Genomic DNA, 21,251 nt, shown 5'->3' with positions numbered 1-21,251 from the left:
CATGTTGCCGCTAAAATCACCAGTCATACTCTACGCCTTTTTCTGCGTCAGCGTTTTGGTATTGATGTGCTTACTTTTGAACAGCATCCTCTGGCTTCATTCACATAAGGCGTTACTTATGAAAAAGCCAAAGTCTCTGGATTTTACCAAAGAGCAACAGAATAATTCTCCTTGGCCTATATGGTTTCCTTATCCCACTTCTTGGCTAAAAGCGTTGATTTTAGCCATATTTTTACGAGTTATTATCTTTATAGTCGAAAAAGCTGGAATGGTAAGTTACCGTGTAACTTATTTAACCGGAAGTATAGAATTATTTGTGATACTCTCTATATTAATCATTCTCTCTCCTATTCTAGTTATTGCTTTTACCCACCATTTTTTACACTTATTTCTTAGTCATTTTCTTTCTCAAATTCAAGCCCCAGAAATAGGTAAACCAAGAGGTGTATTACCAGGATTAATGAGTTGGTGGGAAGGTTTATACGGGTGGCTAGTAATTATGATTTCTGGGCTAATAACATTTATTTTTACTATTTTTTTTCTGCCTATATTTGATATTAGTTATAATCAACCTATCATTTACTATACGGAGTATCAAAGAACAATTATAGGATTATTTGGATTTTTTTATATTTCTATCGCTTCTGGAATATATCATATTGAATACTTGGTCAAACTCAGATATATATCAGTTTATTCTCTCAATAAAGAAATAATTAAAAATGAAAAGAGTACTGATTCGGAAATCAACATAGAGTTTAATAAATTACGGAATGAAATGGGAGTATATGCAACTTCATCCAAAATAAACCCTAAAACTGAGCCGAAATTTAATCAAGTCAACAAGCAAAAATTTTGGAATCTAAAGCAAAAAAAGTGGCTTTGGATATTAATTCCATCAATAATTGCAGCTTTATGTTTAATAATCAAATTACTAAATATTCAAAATAAGATTATATTGTCTGCTTCCTCGAACAATCAATCACCAACTTTATCAATAACATCTCAGCCAACACCGACACCAGTTGATTCACAGTTACCTATAGTATCACCTCAACCGGATAATTTTCGTGAGGCTGTGAATCAAGCGATTAGTGCTGCTAATCTGACGCAATCAGCTAAATCTCCAACAGAGTGGCAAAACATTGTTAAACAATGGGAAACTGCTATATCATTGATGCAATCAGTACCTTCATCTAGTCTGAATTATGCACTAGCACAGCAAAAGATTGTTGAATATCAGCGTAATCTTAGCTATGCTCAAAAAAATGCCACTAGTACTAAGTGATGCGATCGCAGAAAATATAACTTGGTTTTTATCTGAATATTTAAGTCTTTAAATAATGTTGTGTAGCTTGCAATATCTTCAATTGCAATAGCTTTTCATCTCCTAGCTGCTGCGGAAACTTGGGTTTGATGGGGATGGTATTTAAACTATGAATAATCTCAGTGGCGACAGCTTTGGCTAATAGCGGCGGTACAGAATTACCGACTTGGCGAAAACCATGCCATTTAGTGACGTGAAATCGAAACCAGTCTGGGTAAGAATGAAGTCGTGCGGCTTCTCTGACTGTGATACAACGGGGTGTCACGGGATGAATTGGTCGGGGAGAAGTGAAAGAACCTCTGTATCTATCGGTTCCGGCGCGTAAGGTATTGCAGACACCAGCCGGATGCAGTTTATGAAAACGGCTGATGGGTTCTCTTTCGCCTTGGGGAGTTTCTTGAAAACGTTGAATGGTTGTGGGTGTGTGTTGAGTGCGGAAACTAGAAGAGAGAATACGGGCATCAAATTGGCGATCGCAGCTATAATCATCTGCTAAATTACTAATACCGCGCAGTATCAAGGCATAATTACTAGGTTTGCCATAATCAGCAAATACCCAATCTTTTTCTAATAACTCTGCATAATTTTCCACTTCTGGGAGATCACCAATTGCATCCCACACTGTCGGACTCAGTGGTAAAGCATTTTGTGATGTTGAGGAATTTGGCTTGGCTATTTGGGTAATGGGTTGGGGATACTTGGGTAAATTGACATCTCCTCTCGCGCCTAATAGAAATAATCGCTCACGGGATTGTGGTACACCATAATGAGCAGCATTGAGAATTTGATAATTTTCTTCTACTTGATAACCGTGAGTTTGAAACTCACTAATTAAACTTTTCAGAATTTGTTTGTGTTCGCCAACAGTTATACCGCGAACATTTTCCATCACAAAATATTTCGGTTGTAATTCCAACACCAACCGATGAAAGTGAAATACTAAAGAGTTGCGCGGGTCATCAAAAACCCGTTTACCCATCAGGGAAAAGCCTTGACAGGGACTACCACAAATCACCGCATCAATTTCACGATTGCCAATTTTGGAACGTTTGCGGATTTCTTTTCCTGTAGTGTCTTCTACGCTTTTACAAAAAACTGTACAACCAGGAAAGTTAAATTCGTGAGTGGCGCAATGTATTGGGTCAATTTCAACGGCGGCCAATACATCAAAGCCAGCTTGTTCAAAGCCAAGGGTCATACCACCTGCGCCTGCGAACAAATCAACTGCGATTGGTCGTCGTTTTCTCATTGAGTGCTGAGTAAGAAGTACTTTTCTCTTAGCCTGTTTTTATTCACACTACCCTGCGGGAAGCCGCGCAGAGCGCGTCTACACACCTCATAATTTATACTTCATACTTCACACTTCAGTTAGCATTTGCAAAATTTCTTGAGCAGCGCGATCGCATACGCCAATATCTCCTAAACATTGTCGCATTTGGGCATAATCTGTCAATGTCTGCCGTCTGCGTTCAGGATTCAGTAGTATTTCCATTGCAGCTTGGGTAATATTCTCTGGTGTGGCTTGTTCTTGTAACAACTCTGGTACAATTTCCCGCATTACCACTAAGTTGACTGGAGAAGCAAAGGGAATGGAACCTTTGAGGATTTTCCGCGCAATCCAAACGGTAACAGCATTGAGGCGATAAACTACCACTTGCGGCACGTTAAACAGCGCCAGTTCTAAATTTACTGTGCCAGATTTAGTAATGGCGAAATCAGCCGCAGCAAACACTTCTTTTTGTTGACCGGAGACAATTGTGGCTCGCAAACCGTAACTTTGAATCGCTGACTCTATTGGTTGTTTAAAGCTTTCTAAAGATAAAGGAATCCAAAAGCGAGCTTCCGGTAACTTGGCTTGAATTGTTTGGGCTGCTTGAAAAATGACTGGTAAAAGATATTTTAGTTCTTGCTGACGAGAAGCGGGGAGAAGTGCGATCGCAATTTGTTCTGGTGCAATTCCTAATTCAGCACGCGCCGCCTGACGATTAGGTACATTCTGCATCCGATCAATTAACGGATGTCCCACCCAACTGACATTTCCGCCATTTTCTTGATAATATCTGGCTTCTTCGGGGAATATTGCTAAGAGTTTGTCTGTAAAACCAACGATGCGAGAGGTATTTCGCAGACTCATTGACCAAACCCACTCTTGTGGGGCAATGTAATAAACCACAGGCACATCTGGCAGATTTTGTCGCATATAAGTGCCGATGCCGAGGTTTGGCCCCATATAATCAATCAGCACCACTAAGTCTGGCGGGTTTTGCTTGAGATAGGCGATCGCTTTTCGTTGTACTAATAAAGTGGGTACAACATAAGGCAAAGATTCTAAAAGACCCATTGAGCCAATCCCACTGGTATTGCCCAAAATATTTGCCCCTGCCTTTGCCATTTTTTCGCCACCGAGGGCGACAATTTCTAACGCCAACCCAGCAGCAGCAGCTTGGCGTTGCATTGCTGCAATCAACAGCGAACCTTGCAAATCGCCAGACACTTCGCCAGTGCTGATAAATATCCGCATTTTAATTAACAATTACTAAAAATTTTGCCATGAGAAATTAGAAGTTGAGTTAAAGAAGAATTCAGAATCCAGGAGTCAGAATTAATTCTGAATTCTTACTTGCTGAATTCACCCTAATTTCTCAGATATAACTTAAGAATCATCACTTGTGCCTGCTTTACCTCTACCTGGAATCAAGCCACGTCTTCCTGGCATTTGAGACAAGAGTATAAAACGACGCAAATTTTGTAGTTCTTCTGTATCTCCTAGCTGTTCTAACTGTTCTAATGCTTCTTTGAAACTCAAGTTAGAACGGTAGAGAATGCGGAAGGCTTTTTTGAGGGTTTGCAGGTCACTGGCTGACATTCCAGAACGCTTCAACCCCACCAAATTCAGGGTTCTGACCCGTACTGGATTACCTTCTACTAGCATATATGGCGGCACATCCCGGTCAATGCGAGACATCCCACCTACCATTGAGTGTCTACCAATATGGACAAATTGATGAACTCCCAAAACGCCGCCTAATCTGGCGCGAGACTCGATATGGACATGACCTGCTAAAGCTACCGAGTTGGGAATAATTACATGATCTTCAATGATGCAATTATGCGCCACATGCACATAAGCCATCAGCAAATTATTACTGCCGATGATTGTGGCTTCTCCCTCACCTGTGGCACGGTTAACGGTGACATACTCTCGAATTACATTGTCGTCACCGATTTTTACCCAGGTTGGCTCTCCTACAAATTTGAGATCCTGGGGTTCCATACCAATAGCTGCACCTGGAAAAATCTGATTTCGCGCCCCAATTTCGCAAGGCCCTTCCAGCACTACATGAGCGCCAATAATTGTTTCTGGGCCAACTTTGACATGCGCTCCAATCACAGCATAGGCACCAACTTGCACTGTAGGGTGGAGTTCCGCTTTAGGATGAACTACCGCCGTTGGATGAATAAGAGTCTTCAAGGGTGAATCTCCAGAACTGTCGTGAGAAACCAGTGCGTTAATCGCAACTGGTGTTGCTGAGTTGTGATAACTTCAACAATCGAAAGTGTCGGGCAAAGCAAGTTAAGTGTGAGGGCAGCGAAAATTCAGAAATTTTCAAATACTGTGTGGACAGTTGTTAATCTGTGATGCTTGTTTAGATTTGAGCCTCAGTATATAACAATAGCCAAGCCAGTTATGACATTGTAATAACTGGTTTTATACTCAGCACGTTGCCATATCACGGTTGTACCAAGACACTCAAACAAGTTGTTAACCAACTAAAGAAAACATCAATTCGCCTTCAGCAGCGAGTTGTCCGTCAACTTCGGCCCGAGCTTGCATCTTCCCAAACCGACGTTGTTTGATACATAACAGTTCCACTGTCATAATCAGTTGATCTCCAGGGACAACTTGACGACGAAAGCGGGCTTTATCAATGCCAGCAAATACAAACAGTCCACCTGCATTGTATTCTGGTAGTTGTGTTAGCACAATTCCACCGACTTGTGCCATTGCTTCGACAATTAGCACACCTGGCATGAGTGGTCTACCGGGGAAATGTCCTTGAAATTGAGGTTCGTTAATAGTAACATTTTTAACGCCTACAGCCACTTTTCCTGGTACATAGTCAATAATTTTGTCTACCAGTAGAAATGGATAGCGATGGGGGAGCAACTGCTGAATTTCTTCGGATGTAAAGGTTTTTTTCACTTCCGATGCAGTTGGCGTTTGTGTGGTGTTAGATGAGGATGCGATCGCATCGCTACTATTTACTTCTGCAAGAATTGACGACATTGGCAGTTTGTGTGACTTTGACTGTGGAAATTTAAGTGGAATGGCGTTGAAACCCCTCAGATTTTGTCAGTGGGATTTTGCTGTGCCGCTAAAATCCTTTCGGCGAGTTGAATATGTAAATTGTGGCTGGCTTTATACGCTAAGAAATGAGCTTGGGGGAAATTTCCCAATAAACTCAAATCTCCTACTAAGTCCAACATCTTATGACGGACTGGCTCATTTGCAAATCTTAATGGCGGATTTAACCATCCTTCAGAGCCGCAAACAAGTGCATTGTCTAAGCTGCCACCTTTAATTAATCCAGCCTGTTGTAAGTATTCTATTTGATGTAATAAACCAAAAGTACGCGCAGGCGCAATTTCCGCCGCAAAGCTAACAGCAGCCTCACCCACATCAGCCGCTAATAACCAACTGTGCCATTGATTGCCAATTGCAGGTAAATCAAAATCAATCCCATAACTAAAGCGGGTTTCTGCGGACGGGACAGCACAGACAAAGGCATCATTTTGATAAATCCAGATTGGTTCCGCAAGAACCCATTTGTCTGGGTTGTCATCTGCTATTTGCGGTTGTAAGCCGACTTGAGCCACACTAGCAGCCCAAATTTGGGCTGAACCATCCAACAACGGTACTTCTGGCCCATCAATTTCAATCCGGGCATTATTCACACCCATACTTGACAAAGTTGCCAATAAATGCTCAACTGTGCGGACAGATGCTGCACCTTTACCCAATTGAGTAGACAGTACAGTTTCATTGACTGCGGCAATTTGGGCAGGAATAATTGGCAAATCTGGTAAATCTACCCGCACAAAATAACGCCCGCTATTGGCTGGGGCTGGTAATATCCGCACATTGGTAGTAATACCGCTATGCAGTCCGACTCCTGTTTGGCAGATTTCCCCGGCGATGGTGTGCTGTTGCATCGGCGAAAATTTAATACACCTTAATAAATAGTCAAGGGTCGAGGGTCAAAGAGTCAATAGTTCTTTATCATTAGTCCTTGGTCATTTGTCATTTGTCATGAGCATAGACCAAACAAATAGATTAGTGAATCGTCTCATCTAAAAACTGTACTGATGAACAAAGGACGAAGGACAAATGACTCTTGACAAATTTAGAACCTTTCCCCAATGCCGAAGTTGATGCGGCTATCACCATCATCGTTGATACCGTAGTCGATGCGAATTGGCCCCAGGGGTGATTGGACGCGCACACCCAAACCATAACCATAGCCAGTACCGTTTTTGTTGAGAACATCCGCAGCCCTAGTATTGGTGCCTAAGTCAGTACCAAAATCGACAAAGGCTGCACCGCTCACGATGGAAAATACAGGGAAGCGATACTCTAACGTTGCTTGCACGTAACTACGGCTGCTGGCTAGTGTTCCTTCTTCGTAGCCGCGCACAGAGTTACTACCGCCTAAAGTAAAGGCTTCGTAGGGAGGTAAATCACCGAGGATAGTACCGCCTTGAATGTTAAAGGCGAGAGTTTGTGCGCCTTTGGAAAAGTTCAGGAGCTTCACGGGGATGTATTGGCTATAGCTCCCCCGTAATCTAGTGAGTAAAATATTACCTTCGCCTATTGGTAATGATTGGTCAACTCCGAAGCGCAGGAACGAACCACTGGTAGGTTGTAGGGCATTGTTACGGCGATCGCGCTGTGTACCTAGTTGTAATAATACCAAGTCGTCTTGACCTGTACCAGAGAAGCTTAAGGGAATTAATTCTCCAGCTTCGCCATTGTTGTAAACTGTACCAAATCTTCTGAGATTACCATCAGCGTCGCGGGTGGAAACACGCTGATATTGCAACCCGGCTGAGGCTGTCCATTCAGAACGTTCGTAGGGATTCTTGGACAACGGACGAGTAAAGGTAACGCCACCACCTAAACGTAACACACGGGGGCGATCGCCCTCTGTTTCTCCAGTTCTAAAGGTTTCCACGTTGTTCTCATCTCCTTCAAATACCAAGGAAATTGAACTGCGGCGGAACAGATTGGCTGTGTAAGAAGTGCGGTAAGGATCACCCGCAATCCAGGGGTCTGTGTAGCGTAAATCAAACAGTAATTCCCTTGTGCCTACCTGGACTTCTGCACCTAATTTTTGGTTTCTACCGTTGAGGTTTTGCTGTTGATAGCTGACTGTACCAAATAATCCACTGGCAGAACTAATACCAGCACCAGCTGCGATCGAACCGCTACTACGTTCGGCAACATTAATTACTACATCGACTTTGCTGGGGTCAGTACCAGGGTCTAAAGAAACATTTACATCTTCAAATAACCCTAGTCCATACACCCGTTGTAGGTCTTTTTGGACTGTATTCCGGTTAAATATTTGTCCTGGCTTTAATTCTACTTCCCGTGTAATAATATACTCTTGCGTCCGTCCGCGAATTGGTCTACCTTGGTCATCTGTTTCTTGACCTTCTTTGTTGCGGAACCGGACTTTAATGTTTTCCACTACACCTTCGGCGACTTGCAGCGTCACAACTCCATTTTCGGAAACTTGGGGCGCACCAATCACATTGGCTAACACATAACCTTGGTCTTGATAGCGTTTGCTTAAGGTTTTAATCCCTTCTTGCAAGTCGCGTAGGTTGAGGATTTTACCATACTGATCTTTAAAAACTTCATCTGCCGTGCTTGCTGGGAGAACCGAAGCAACACCAGTACCAGGATTAGCTTCGACTTGCACTTTTGTCAGTACAGGGTTGGGCTGGACAATAAAGCTGACTCGCACGCCCAAGGGTGTATCTTCTGGTACAGCTTGGACGTTAGAAAAGAAACCTGTACCAAAAATCGAATTAATATCTTCTTGTAGTTGGGTGCGGGTAGTTGTCCGCCCTGGTTGAGTCCGAATAACTTGATAAACTCGATCTTCTAGTTCTGGAGGTAATTGTCCTGCTTGGGGTTTGACGACTACTTCTGACACCAATACCCTTGGTTCTGTTGATTCGGTAGCGCCATCCGGTTGAGTATTTCCTGGAGATGTAGGAAATGCTGGTTCGATGGTTGGTGGGGTGGTATTTTCCGGCTGGGGATTTGGGGGAGATGCCGGTTCGATGGTTGGGGGAGTGGTATTTTCCGGCTGGGGATTTTGGGGAAATGCCGGTTCGATGGTTGGGGGGATGGTATTTTCTGGCTGGGGATTTTGGGGAAATGCCGGTTCGATGGTTGGGGGGATGGTATTTTCTGGAGATGCAGGTTGTGTTGCTGGAGTGGAACTGTCAGGAATGGTGTTGGGCTGAGTATCAGAGTTGGGGATTGTTTCTGGTGTTTGGGCAATTGTTGGGACTATCACCTGTGCTTTTGCATCTGATGGTGTTGGCAAAATGGTCACAGATTTTGCTTGAGTATCTTTGAGTACTTGAGCCTCTGGGGAGGCGATCGCAGTTGGTAAACTTTCCCTCGCTGAACTTTGCCCTGCGTCCTTCTCTTGTGGCTGCTTTGTAGCGGGTTTTAAAATTTTCGCTGTGGGTTGTAAATCTTCAGCAGTTTGGGCATTCGCTCTAAAAGAGCCACTTAATGGCGCTGCAATTGCTACAGCTGCTACTAATATAGGAGATAAACGCATTATATATTCCTCTTCACTTCCGCACACAATCACACACTAGTTATTAGTCATTAGTCGTTGGTCATTTGTCCTTTGTCAAGACCAATGACCAATGACAAGGTACATCAGTTTAATTTTTACTGTCTACTGTTTGCAGCACTCGCTGTAAAACCTCTTGGTACGCATCTTCTACATTGCCTAAATCTCGGCGGAAGCGGTCTTTATCCAGGACGCGACGGTTGGGGTCAGTTTCTGTAGTGTCCCACAAACGACAGGTGTCTGGACTAATCTCATCTGCCAGGAGTATTTGCTGTTGTGAATCTAAGCCGAATTCTAGTTTGAAGTCTACTAAGGTTATGCCACATTGCTGCCAAAAGCTCCGCAGAAACTCGTTGATTTGCAATGCTAGATTCTTAATTAGGTCTACTTGTTCCTCTGTAGCTAATTCCATTAAGAGTAGGCGATCGCGTGTCAACAACGGGTCTCCTAATTGATCATTCTTGTAATAAAACTCTACCAAGGGCTGTTGCAAAACTGTACCCACTGGTAAGCCTGTTTGTTGACTCAGGCTACCAGCTGCAATATTTCTCACCACTACTTCTAAGGGTAAAATTTTCACCGCTTTCACCCGCATTTGATTAGGGGACGGGCTGTCAATAAAGTGGGTTTTAATCCCTTGGGCTTCCAATTGTTTAAATAACTGGCTAGAAATACTACAGTTAATTTTTCCCTTACCGATGATACTGCCACGCTTTTGGGCGTTAAACGCAGTCGCATCATCTTTAAAATCAGCCAGCAAGATTTCTGGATTATCTGTTGTATAGAGTATCTTTGCTTTGCCTTCGTAGACTTTGGAATGAACAGACATGGTAGGAGGTCAACTTTTCAGCAATGGGAGACTTGTGTCCTTTCGGGCTTCACCATTTTATCTTTAGTTAACAAAGATTCGCTAATTAATCGTCAGTGCATAATGAAAAAATGAAATACACATAGCAATCCTATTTGATTTCTAAAGTACTGGTTGAGGCAGGGAGTAGATTTGTTTGTAATTCTTACTCTTTCTCCCCGTCTGCACAAATACCGCAAAATTCGGAAGCCACAAGCCATCATCCCGAATGAGAATCAACTCTTTCCTAGCTTTGATAACTAAATTCTGTACCTAATAGACTAACAAGCTGCTGTCAATTCATCAATTGTGTTCAGGGTTTTCAACAGTATTCTGATATCAAATTTACTGAGTATTGTCCGTAAATATTGTGATTTTAAAACCACTGCATAAAATTGGTTTATACCTGTGATTGAGCGGGATAAAAGCTGCCGTTAGAGAATTAAATTTTACTGGTCAGTAGCAGTAATTTATGGTAGAAATTTATTAATCTGATGCTGACCCTCAGATATATAATATATAACCTCTAGTAGAGGTAAATTTCCCAGGAAATTATTACACTCTGACTGTAGATTTTTTTACTCAAAAACTGATTTTTTCTCTCTCAAAATATATAGTATAAACCATGACTAAGTAAATAGTTATTGAAAATTTTGATTGGTGTTTAACACCAGAGAATGTCAATTAGTAATTGACAGAAGGGTACACTATTAGGAATTACTGCACAAAGATCAATGCCAACCAAGCCTTTTTGCCTTTAGCAGCAAGATATAGAAACCCTACTTAATTTCTCAAATACCTGTTTAGGTAGAAACAAGAGAATAGATTTGTGGGTAATTCATAGAAAAATTGCTATGGGTGCATAACTCATGGCTTGAGTTCAGATATTAAAACAATAATGGAATTTAATAAGTGGAGCAGAAGATAGTGGACAAAGATGATTTTATTTACCCTAAAGGCCGCTATTATGGGCAAGTTAAGCCAGAAAACTTAGTATTTAACTCTAATCTTCAGGAATTTGCGAATAAAGTTAGTTATGTTTGTAGCTTAGAAACAGGTGGAAAAATCCCGCCGGAAGATGCTTACGAACAAATCAAAGCTTTGTGGAAACAGCTAAAACAAAGTAAAAAACAGCTAAAAATTGGCGAAAATCCTTTTAGGGATGAAGGCGGAGAAGCGGAAGAATGAGGTAAAAAAGTTAAATAATAGGAATCTGGTTTGATTGCTGAATTTACTTGTATGGGTAGGGAGTAGGGAATGGGGAGTGGGGAGTAGTAAAGAGGGTTGTCTAAGTTCAATGATTTTTTTTCAAAATCAAATATTTAGTCATTACTTAATCTTGTCGTAACTGCTTACCAGAATTTGACTGCTTCAGGAACCTTAAAAATATTAGTAATCAGATCATTAAAAAATTTAGATATAGGACTCATATTTGATTTATGAAAAAAAAAAGTACACCCAGTTCAGGCTTTTTTCCTACTCCCTACTCCCCATTCCCTACTCCCTGCCTACACAAATAGATTCAGAAATCAAATCGGATTCCTATATTATTTGCTGACAATTGTCCAAACACCATCCCAGGAATCTGGCGGTGGTGTTTGGTGATAATTTTGGGCGCGTTCTAGATGAATTTCTACGGCTTGATCTTTGGGGCGGAGGTGTTTTGCGGCGGTAAAGCTGGCGATCGCCCCAGCGAAATCTTTTGCTAAATAAGCAGCCCGGCCGTTATGATAGTGAAACAAAAACTCTTGGGTATCAGCATCTAAAGGCGTATTGCGATCGCTAATTAACTCATAAATATTCACCGCTTGGTTTTTACCCTTAACGCGAATTTTATCTAACTCCCGCACCCAAATGCGATCGCTGCAAAGTTGATAGGTAAATTCGCTCAAAATAATCTCACAGCCATATTCTTTTGTGACGGCTTCTAAACGGGCGCTTAAGTTCACACTATCGCCAATCACAGTGTAATCCATACGTTTGTGAGAGCCAATATTACCAGAAACCACTTCCCCAGAACTAATCCCTATCCCGATGCGAATTTGGGGTTGTTCCTGAATAATTCGGCGTTGGTTAAATTCTTTTAGACGTTGGCGCATATCTAAAGCTGATTGTACTGCTTGCCAAGCATGGTTTTCTGTGAGTGGTAGGGGTGCACCAAACACAGCCATTAAAGCATCGCCAATAAATTTATCTAAAGTGCCTTCGTAATTAAAAACCGCTTCCACCATTGTTTCAAAATATTGGTTCAACAGCGATACAACTTCGGCTGCGCCCAAATTTTCCGTCAAAGTGGTGTAGCCACGAATATCAGAAAATAAGACAGTCACATCCTTGCGTTCACCCACCATCAAAGCATCTTCACCCAAAGCCATGACTTGTTCGGCGACATGGGGAGTCAGGTAACGATACATTGTGGTTTTCAGGCGCTTTTCTTGGCTAATGTCTTCTAAAACCACCAAACCGCCTCTGACTCCCCCTTCTGGGTTGGTGAGGGGATTCACAGTTAAATTAATACTGCGTTCTAACTGTTCTACTTGATTAGCGGGGATTAATTGGGATGGGGGAGTTAACAGTAAATTCCAAGGAATGAAAAAGTCGGGGTTGCTGCGATCGCGGACTGTTAAAATCAACTGATGAGTTGTGCCAGTTTGCAAAGCTGAGTCTTGATTGTCACTATTCACTCGCCCGTCTAAAGTCAATGCTTGATACAGCCCCACCATCAAACTTTGTTCTGGAACATAATGTCTAGCGCCCGATGTCAAACTGTCTTCTAAGCGCATTTGCAAATTTTCAATGGGTACTACTTCCCACACAAAGCGCCCGATTAAATTTTGCTCCCACAATAATTTATTACTTTTGTTATTAGCATCAGCCAAAGGACAACCCAATAACTCTAAAGCCGCATCATTAATTGTCACAATTCGACCAATCATATCAGTCGAAATTACAGCATCAGATAGACTTTGCAAAATGTCTTTTTGATACTGTTTTTCTAACAGAACATTTTCAAACAGTCGCGCATTTTCTAATGCTATGCCTGCTTGAATATTAAAAGCCCGCATAAATTCTTCATCAGAAGCGGTAAAACTGCCTTTTTGCTTATTAATTAACTGAGTTACCCCAATTAATTCATTAGCAGAATTAAACACTGGCAAACATAAAATATTCCGCGTTACATAGCCAGTTTTTCTATCTGTACTGGGGTCAAAACGTGGGTCTTTATAAGCATCAGGAATATTTAATGCGTCTCCTGTTGATGCTACATAACCAGCAATTCCCCGATTTGCCGGCATCCGAATTTCGATAAAGTCTGTGGGCGATGCTGCGGCTGCAACTTTTGTCCAAAGTTCGCCCATTTCTTTGCGATACAAAAACAGCGTACTGCGGTCTGCTTGCATCAAAATTCGGGCTTGTTCCATGACTATTTGCAAAGTTGCTTCTAAGTCTAAACTCTGCCCTAGTGTTTGAGTTGCCCTTAATAATGCTGTTGCGCCTCGTTGATTGCGGGCGGCTACATAAAAAGATTGACAAGTTTCTAAAATAATCCCAATGGAAGCGGCAAAATCTCGGAATGATTCTTCATCTTCATGATTAAAAGGCACATTGCCTTCTTTATTTACCAGTTGCACAACAGCGACAGTTTGGCTTTTGCTACTGACAACAGGCATACATAAAATATTGCGAATTTTGTAGCCCATTTGTTTTTCTAAATCTGGACTAAATAAAGGATGTGTCGCAGTTTCCGCAATATTCAAATATTGGCCTGTACTCGCCACATGACCAGGAATACCAACATTAATGGGCGTTCTAATTTCTAAGAACCTTTGACTATTATCTTGGGGAACTTTTGACCAGAGTTGACCTTTATCATAGTCAACTAAAAAAATTGCTGTGTGTTCAGCTTGGAGAATTTGACCAATTTTTAAAGTAATGGCTTCTAGTACCTTTTCCAACATTGTTTCTAGAGCTTCATTATTGATTAACTCAATTGCTCTGAGAAATTGTTGGAACTCAGCAGTTATAAAATCAAGTAGACAGACAAATTCGTTAACAGAAAGGTCTTTGACACGACGTAGTAAGGCGTGGGTGCGATTAACTTGTGTGAGTTCAGTTAATGTAGCCAAGACGCTACCAGGGTTGGGAAGAGTCATGGAATTTTAGATTTTAGATTTTAGATTTTAGATTTAAAGCTGAGATTGTGCTTTGATCTATCGTTAATCGTTCCGAAAACCGTGGAGCAGAAATGCCCCACAATTCCCATCCTTAATTTAAACTGCTGCTGTTGGCTGTTTTACTGAGACTATTTTGTGATAATAATCTTGCAGCTGGCGTGTGGCCGCTGCCCATCCCCATTTTTCTGCTTCTTTACGAGCATTTTGACGAATAATATCTCGTTCTCGCTGATTTTCCAAGAGGCGAATTGTGGCAGAAATCGCATCTTGAATGTCTGCTTTGGGTTCAAAAAGATATCCATTCACACCATCTGTAACAATATCAGGGATGCCGCCAGAACGGGCAGCCACCACCGGACAACCAGCGGCCATTGCTTCTAATAAGACTAACCCCAGAGTTTCTGTGCGGGAGGGGAAAATAAAAGCATCAGCACTCGCAAAGGCAGAACCTAACTCTCTTCCCATGAGATAACCAACAAAATGGGTGTTGGTGCCAGCAAAGTGTTTTTCTAGGGCTTGGCGATGGGGGCCATCTCCCACTAAAGCCAATCGCGCTTGGGGAATTGCTTCTAATATGGGTTTGATGCGTTCAATTTCTTTTTCGGCAGATAAGCGACCAACATACAACAGTAAGGGACTTTCGGGATGATTTTGGGAAAGGTGCGATCGCATCTCTAAACTGGCTAAATCAGGATGAAATAATTCTGTATCTACGCCCCTCTGCCACAAGTCTACTCTTTCAATGCCATGTGATGACAATTCCTCCATCATGGCGGTCGAGGTACAAAGATTTAACAATGCTTGATTATGAGCGCCTTTGAGCAATTCCCACAACAAGCCTTCTAACATTCCTAAGCCGTAATGCTGGAGATATTGCGGTAAATGGGTATGGTAAGAAGCCACTAAGGGAATTTTCAAAACTTTGCTATAAAAAATGCCTGATAATCCTAGAACCGCAGGGTTTACAACGTGAATCACATCTGGCTGGAATTCTTCTAAAGCATAACCAATGGCTGGGCGGGGTAGTGCCATTTTTAACTCTGGATACAGAGGCAAAGGAAAGCCACTAATGCCGTAAACTTTCGCTCCTTTATGTTCCGTGATTCCACCCTCTGGGGCAATCACTAAAACTTGATTTCCATTACGCTGTAGATGGTCAACGGTATGGCGTAGACGTGTGACTATGCCATCTACTTTCGGCAAAAAGGTTTCGGTGAATAGGGCTATTCTCATACAAAAATTATTCAGTCCACGCAGGTAATCTCAACTGCTGTTGAATTTCAGGTTCTACAACAGAGTAAACTGTTTCTCGTAGCGGAATCAATTGTGTATGATGAGAAATATATAGGACTTACGCATAAAAACGAAGAATCAAGGGTTTTGGCGAGGGTGTAGGGGTACAGGGGTGTATGTATCTAAAAACCTTACGTCACACACCCTTACACCCAATACCCTAATTACATTAATACTGATGTTTGAGTCCTCGATAATCTTCGTTTTGAAGTATCCACCGCATCTTCTCAGCCTTTGGTGATACTACCTGATGATCTGCTTGTGCTTCCTCTAAGCAAAACCGCAATTTTTCAGCTAACATCTGCACACCTGGTTCTCCCAACATACCTAAATGTGTGCCAGGAACTTCATGAATTTCTACCCCCTGTTTAGCCATTGCACTCCAGCCTCTACAGGGTTTGAACTGACACCATCGCAAAACTTCTTTGGTGGTAAATAAAGTTACCTTGCCAGGGTAGGATTTGACTACGTAATCTGCCATTGTCGCCTGTTTGAGTGCTTCTATTAATGCCATATTGTAAGGGTTAGCATCGTCAGTGAAAGAATGTTCGTTCCACAAGTCGAATTTGCTACTGTGTTTCCCTAATAACATGGATTTAAACCAATCCACTTTGGCGAGAATATAGTTTTTTCTATCTACAGATGGCAGTCGCAATAGAGTGAGCCAGTAGACATACAATGTCCGCAATAGCGAAGGATGACTGATATATAAGCTGGGATTATATGTATCAAACATTGCCAATAAAGCCACGCGATCGCCTTGAGCAACGAACTGACGCGCCATTTCATAAGCAATTGTCCCCCCACTAGAGAAACCGCCCAAAAGATAAGGGCTATGAGGTTGAACGGTGCGAATTTCTTTGATGTAGTGAGCGGCCATATCCTCAACGCTGGTGTGGGGAGCTTGTTTGCCATCAAGTCCTTGTGCTTGTAAGCCATATACAGGTTGCTCAGTACCCAGATAACGTACTAGAGTTTGATAGCCAATCACATTACCACCAAGGGCGTGAATCAAGAATAAAGGACGTTTCGCCCTACTACCAGGTTGAATTGTCACCAAGGAAGACCAAGAAGTTTTTGTATTTGATTGGCTGAGAATGTCAGCTAATTGTTCTATGGTTGGTGATTGCAACAAGGTAGCGAGGGGGAGTTTTTGACCAAATGCCTTTTCAACTTGTGTAAATAATTTGACCGCCAGTAGAGAATTTCCCCCCAATTCAAAGAAATTATCTCTAATTCCAACTGATTGAATACCTAAAACCTCTGAGAAAATTCGCGCTAACTCAATTTCTATGGTGTTTCTCGGCGCTAGAAAGGCTTTTTCTAGTTCTGGTCTTTGGTCGGGGATGGGCAGAGCGCGGCGATCTACCTTACCATTGGGAGTCAGTGGAATTTTGGCGATCGCAACAAAGGCAGATGGAACCATATACTCTGGTAGTTTCTCTCGCAAAAACTCCCTCAATTCATTCATATTCGGTTTAGATTCATCATTTACCACCACATAAGCCACTAGCCGCTTATTTCCTGGCTCATCTTCTCTGGCTATAACTACCGTTTCCTCTACAGATTTGTTTTGTGTAAGTACACTCTCAATTTCTCCCAACTCGATGCGGAAACCGCGAATTTTTACTTGATGGTCAATTCGACCGAGGAATTCAATATTCCCATCACTGAGATAACGGGCTAAGTCTCCTGTTTTATAGAGTCGGGCTTTTGGATTGTTGCTAAAGGGATTGGGGATAAATTTTTGGGCTGTGAGTTCTGGTTGATTTAAATAACCAGAGGCTAAACATTCTCCACCAATATGCAATTCCCCAGAAACACCAATAGGACAGGGATTGAGGTAATCATCCAGAATGTAATATTGGGCGTTTTGGATGGGTTTGCCATAGGGAATACTCTTCCAATGCGGCTCGACTTTACCGATGGGATAATAATTAGACCAAACAGTTGCTTCCGTTGCGCCACCCAAACTAATTACCTCAACCCCTGGGAAGGTGGTTTTCAGTAAATCGGGTAATGTGACTGGTATCCAATCACCACTCATAAATACTAACCGCAGTTGGGGATGACAATTAGTTGCTTGAACCTTGGGGAAAAAGCCAGCCAGTTGTTGTAGTGCAGGTGGCGCAGAATCCCAGAAGGTAATCGGCTCATGACAGAGAATGTGTAGTAAAGCTTCTGGATCTCGGACATCATGACTAGGAACAACCCGAATCGAACCACCTGCGGCTAACAGTCCAAAAATGTCATAAACTGACAAGTCAAAACACAAGGATGTGATGAATAAAACTCTATCGTTAGCATTAACATTAAAGGTTTTGTTCACCCACTCAATTAAGTTGATTACTGGTTGATGACGAACTACAACTCCTTTGGGTGTACCTGTAGAGCCAGAGGTAAAAATCACATAGGCAATATCATTGGAATTAGCAGATGTTGGTAAATTTTCTGTGGGTAGTAAATCTAGATCAGAACGATGCCAAATAAAGGGTGTAGGGGTATGTGGGTGTAGAGGTGTAGAGGAAAATTTACTATGTGCAGATTTATCTAAACAGATTAAATGTTGCAGGGCGCTCAGTTCTAGCTCATGAATACTAGGTAATAAGCAAGTTTGGGTGACTAGACAGTTAATTTGCAGAGAAGACAGCAATAATTGAATGCGTGCTTTAGGAAAACTGGGTTCTAGTGGAACATAAGCGCCGCCAGCTTTCAAAATCCCCAGGACAGCCGGAATCATTTCTAGCGATCGCTCTAAATATACACCAACTAATACCCCCGGTTTGACACCCAGTTGCTTGAGGTGATGGGCTAATTGATTAGCTCTCCAGTTTAACTCTTTGTAGGTGAGTTGTTTCTGTCCACAAACAACGGCTATAGCGTCTGGTGTCTGCTCTACCTGCGCCTCAAACAGTTGATGAATACAAAGTTGCTCTGCAAAATCTGTTTGTGTATGATTCCACTCCATCAACATTTGCTGTCTTTCATCTGTCGTCAAGAGTGGTAATTCTCCTAAACACTGCCAAGGATTAGCCGCCATACTTGACAATAAAGTTTGAAGATGTCCCAGCATTCTGCCGATTTTGTCATCATCAAACTTGTTTTGGTTGTATTTGAGTTTCAATAACAGTTCTGACTCTGCATAACCAACCAATGTCAGAGGAAAATTAGTTTGTTCTTCTTGCTTTATCTCCAGGTTTTGCCATCTGTCACCTTGAGAACGTAAAACCGAATTCAATTCATAGTTTTCAAATACCAGAATGCTATCAAACAGAGGTGTACCGCCAGGAACATCACTCCATCTTTGAATATTAGTTAAGGGGGTGTGTTCATAGTCTCGTAACGCTACCCACTGCGATCGCAATTCTTTTAGCCAAGTCAAAAGCGGTTTTTCCCCTGACACCTTGACTCGCACTGGTAAAGTATTGATGAGCAATCCTACCATCGAATCTGCACCAGTTACAGAGGAATGACGACAGGCTCTTGTCGCCCCAAACACAACATCAGACTCGCCACTATAACGACTGAGCAATAAAGCCCAAGCACCTTGTACTAAAGTATTTAGAGTAATTTGATGTTGTTTTGCTAAAGACTGCAACATCACTGTAGTTTTTGCTGATAGTCGGATTGCTTGTTCGCCAAAACCCTTTTTCTCACTAGGGTTTGAATCTACTAATAAAGGTGTGGGTGCGGTAAAACCTTTGAGCAAATCCCGCCAAAAACTTTCCGATTTAGACCAATCCTGCTGCTGTAACCATGCGATGTGGTCTTGATAAGGACGAGGTTGGGGTAGTTGTAAGTCTTTTCCCTGACAGAAAGCATCGTAAAAGGTGAACACTTCTTTAATGATGATGGACAAGGAGCGACCATCTAACAAAACATGGTGAAAAGTCCAAACAAATTGGTAGACAGATTCTCTCAGCCGAAATAATGCCAGACGCATTAATGGGGCTACATTTAACTGAAAGCCAAGAGTGCGATCGCTTTGTAGATAAACTTGTAATTTAGTTGATTGTTCTGTGTCAGACAAGCCACACCAATCTTGTTGTTCTAAGGAAATTTCTACCTGCTGCTGCACACATTGTAGAGGTTCTTGTCCAGTTTCCCAATCAAAACTAGTTCTCAAAACTGCGTGTCGTTCTACGACTTTCTGCCATGCTTTTTGGAATGCCAAAACATCAATTTTTTCATGTATCAAACAGATCATCTGCTCAATATCCACTCCTGAGTTTTGAGCAACTAGACTGTTGAACAGCATTCCTTGTTGTATCGCTGAAAGCTGGTATGATTTGTTTACAGTTACTACTTTCATTTTGTTTATCTAACTAGTTTCTAGGGAACAAAGATTTTTAAAGTGTCATTCTCAAATTGAGAATCAGATGATTTAAATCATCTGCTTTCTCTACCAATTAATAAATGATTACCATAAGATATCTAGATGCCTCCTAAATACAGCAGACCCGATGTTTATGAGCTACAGCAACTGATTGAAAAAAGTAATTAGTAATGAGTCAGAAATTGACTTATTACTCACTGCTTATTACTCATCACTTAATACGCATGGTGTACCTCACTTACTTCAAAAGTGCTGTCAATAGCCCTAAACAAAGGCTGATAACTTATGCAAATCAGAAATTGGCCAATTCAATAACTTTCACTAGAATTTACTAAGTAGTATTTTCTGATCTGTGTAAAAATAATGAAGAATAATAAAAATCGTAAAAAGAAAATATAAAGACAAAACTGATATTACGTAGTTTTGAATGAGAAAGTTGATATTTTTGACCAGTGATCGGTCGTCGGTATGGTATTAATACGAGATATGGATACCGTTGGCGAAATATTGCTTAACATAAAAACGCCGCATTTACGGCGTACACACAATTAATATTCACAAGGGTTTCAGACTTGAAATACCCCTTAAATTGTCATTACGAGCGTAGCGATAGAGGAGCGTAGTCATCACATAATTGTTATTGCGATCGCTACTCTTCTCCCAAAAGGAGACGCTACGCGAACGAGAAGGTTTTTGCCTGTGGCTACAAAAGTAGCGATCGCACTATTTTTATCCAAAAATTATTCAGTCCAAGCAGATAATCTCAACTTTTGTTGGATTTCGCTATCAAAAACAGGATAAACCTTCTCTTGTGGTGTAATCAATTCTGTGTAGTCAAAATTTAAGTTTTGCCTTTGCTGTTTGACAAAATCTGATATATCTTCAATTTTGACAATCCAATCTTTGGCATAAGCAGCCAGCACTTGACCGCGCAGACCTAACTGAATAGCACGTCGTTCTAATTTTTCTCCTGATGGGTGATGGTCAGGGTCCCATTGCAAACGCACTTGTGAATGTTTTAGGACTTTTTGCCATTCGCTTTTACTTGGGTAAAGTTCAGGTACAAAGCTGGAATGGACTGCTTGACGCAAAATTTCCTCAAAAGCTGAACGTTGAATCCAAATAGCTAACACTACCTCTTGACCATCTTTTGTACCCCATCCGCAACGGTACATCATCCACAAAAAGTTAGGCTTAATCCAACTCATCCGTTCTAAACTAAATTCTCCGCCAAAATAACCATTGCTGGCAGCAAAATGACCAATTTCTGGACGATAAGCTTGATAAACTACAACTGTCTGGCCGTCATACTGCGCTAGTATATGACGACCAGTTTGAGGCCAGCGAGAGATTTGATTGAGATAAGATTCTGTCACCAACCTCATACAGT

The 21,251-nt window shown here is 41.7% G+C and carries 13 protein-coding genes and 1 pseudogene; 3 read left to right on the top strand and 11 right to left on the bottom strand.

Annotation, left to right across the window (positions count from 1 at the left end; genetic code table 11):
- Both H6G74_RS31925 and H6G74_RS21065 read left to right on the top strand, forming a co-directional pair.
- Nucleotides 1-108: pseudogene (locus tag H6G74_RS31925) on the top strand (IS982 family transposase); the annotation flags it as partial.
- Nucleotides 109-118: 10 nt separating this feature from the next.
- Entirely contained in the window at nt 119-1,288 is a 1,170-nt protein-coding gene (locus H6G74_RS21065) for a hypothetical protein (protein WP_190969529.1), read from the top strand.
- Between the two features lie 40 nt (nt 1,289-1,328).
- Here H6G74_RS21065 and H6G74_RS21060 read toward each other — a convergent pair whose 3' ends face one another.
- From H6G74_RS21060 to purC, 7 genes are all read right to left on the bottom strand, one after another.
- Entirely contained in the window at nt 1,329-2,576 is a 1,248-nt protein-coding gene (locus H6G74_RS21060; RefSeq protein WP_190969528.1) for a DNA cytosine methyltransferase, read from the bottom strand.
- 108 nt (nt 2,577-2,684) lie between these two features.
- Entirely contained in the window at nt 2,685-3,848 is a 1,164-nt protein-coding gene (gene lpxB, locus H6G74_RS21055) for a lipid-A-disaccharide synthase (RefSeq protein WP_190969527.1), read from the bottom strand.
- A 132-nt stretch (nt 3,849-3,980) separates the two neighbouring features.
- Nucleotides 3,981-4,799: an acyl-ACP--UDP-N-acetylglucosamine O-acyltransferase gene (lpxA, locus tag H6G74_RS21050; protein ID WP_190969526.1), complete on the bottom strand. Its 819-nt coding sequence runs from the start codon at nt 4,797-4,799 to the stop codon at nt 3,981-3,983.
- Between the two features lie 291 nt (nt 4,800-5,090).
- Nucleotides 5,091-5,615 (bottom strand): 3-hydroxyacyl-ACP dehydratase FabZ, encoded by a 525-nt coding sequence (gene fabZ, locus H6G74_RS21045; protein ID WP_190969525.1) that lies wholly within the window; start codon nt 5,613-5,615, stop codon nt 5,091-5,093.
- A gap of 56 nt (nt 5,616-5,671) precedes the next feature.
- Nucleotides 5,672-6,541 (bottom strand): UDP-3-O-acyl-N-acetylglucosamine deacetylase, encoded by an 870-nt coding sequence (gene lpxC / locus H6G74_RS21040; protein ID WP_190969524.1) that lies wholly within the window; start codon nt 6,539-6,541, stop codon nt 5,672-5,674.
- A 191-nt stretch (nt 6,542-6,732) separates the two neighbouring features.
- Nucleotides 6,733-9,192: a BamA/TamA family outer membrane protein gene (locus tag H6G74_RS21035; protein ID WP_190969523.1), complete on the bottom strand. Its 2,460-nt coding sequence runs from the start codon at nt 9,190-9,192 to the stop codon at nt 6,733-6,735.
- Nucleotides 9,193-9,301: 109 nt separating this feature from the next.
- The gene (purC, locus tag H6G74_RS21030; protein ID WP_190969522.1) at nt 9,302-10,039 is read right to left on the bottom strand and encodes a phosphoribosylaminoimidazolesuccinocarboxamide synthase; all 738 of its coding nucleotides are present in this window, start codon (nt 10,037-10,039) and stop codon (nt 9,302-9,304) included.
- A gap of 942 nt (nt 10,040-10,981) precedes the next feature.
- Between purC and H6G74_RS21025 the strand changes: the two genes are divergently transcribed.
- Nucleotides 10,982-11,245, top strand: coding sequence for a DUF7219 family protein (locus H6G74_RS21025; protein WP_313888503.1), 264 nt, complete (start codon nt 10,982-10,984; stop codon nt 11,243-11,245).
- Nucleotides 11,246-11,604: 359 nt separating this feature from the next.
- Here H6G74_RS21025 and H6G74_RS21020 read toward each other — a convergent pair whose 3' ends face one another.
- From H6G74_RS21020 to H6G74_RS21005, 4 genes are all read right to left on the bottom strand, one after another.
- Nucleotides 11,605-14,211 carry a GAF domain-containing protein gene (locus H6G74_RS21020; protein ID WP_190969520.1) on the bottom strand — a complete coding sequence of 869 codons (2,607 nt, stop codon included), beginning with the start codon at nt 14,209-14,211 and terminating at the stop codon, nt 11,605-11,607.
- A gap of 117 nt (nt 14,212-14,328) precedes the next feature.
- Nucleotides 14,329-15,465: a glycosyltransferase family 4 protein gene (locus H6G74_RS21015; protein WP_190969519.1), complete on the bottom strand. Its 1,137-nt coding sequence runs from the start codon at nt 15,463-15,465 to the stop codon at nt 14,329-14,331.
- Between the two features lie 229 nt (nt 15,466-15,694).
- Nucleotides 15,695-19,837 carry a non-ribosomal peptide synthetase gene (locus tag H6G74_RS21010; protein WP_190969518.1) on the bottom strand — a complete coding sequence of 1,381 codons (4,143 nt, stop codon included), beginning with the start codon at nt 19,835-19,837 and terminating at the stop codon, nt 15,695-15,697.
- A 764-nt stretch (nt 19,838-20,601) separates the two neighbouring features.
- On the bottom strand, nt 20,602-21,246 hold the full coding sequence (locus H6G74_RS21005; RefSeq protein ID WP_190969517.1) for a DUF4291 domain-containing protein: 645 nt from the start codon (nt 21,244-21,246) through the stop codon (nt 20,602-20,604).
- Nucleotides 21,247-21,251: the final 5 nt, after the last annotated feature.

Source organism: Nostoc spongiaeforme FACHB-130 (assembly GCF_014698475.1).
GTDB classification, from domain to species: Bacteria; Cyanobacteriota; Cyanobacteriia; order Cyanobacteriales; family Nostocaceae; genus Nostoc_B; species Nostoc_B spongiaeforme.
Note: the sequence above shows the minus strand (reverse complement) of the source record. Positions and strands in the feature narration are given on the sequence as shown.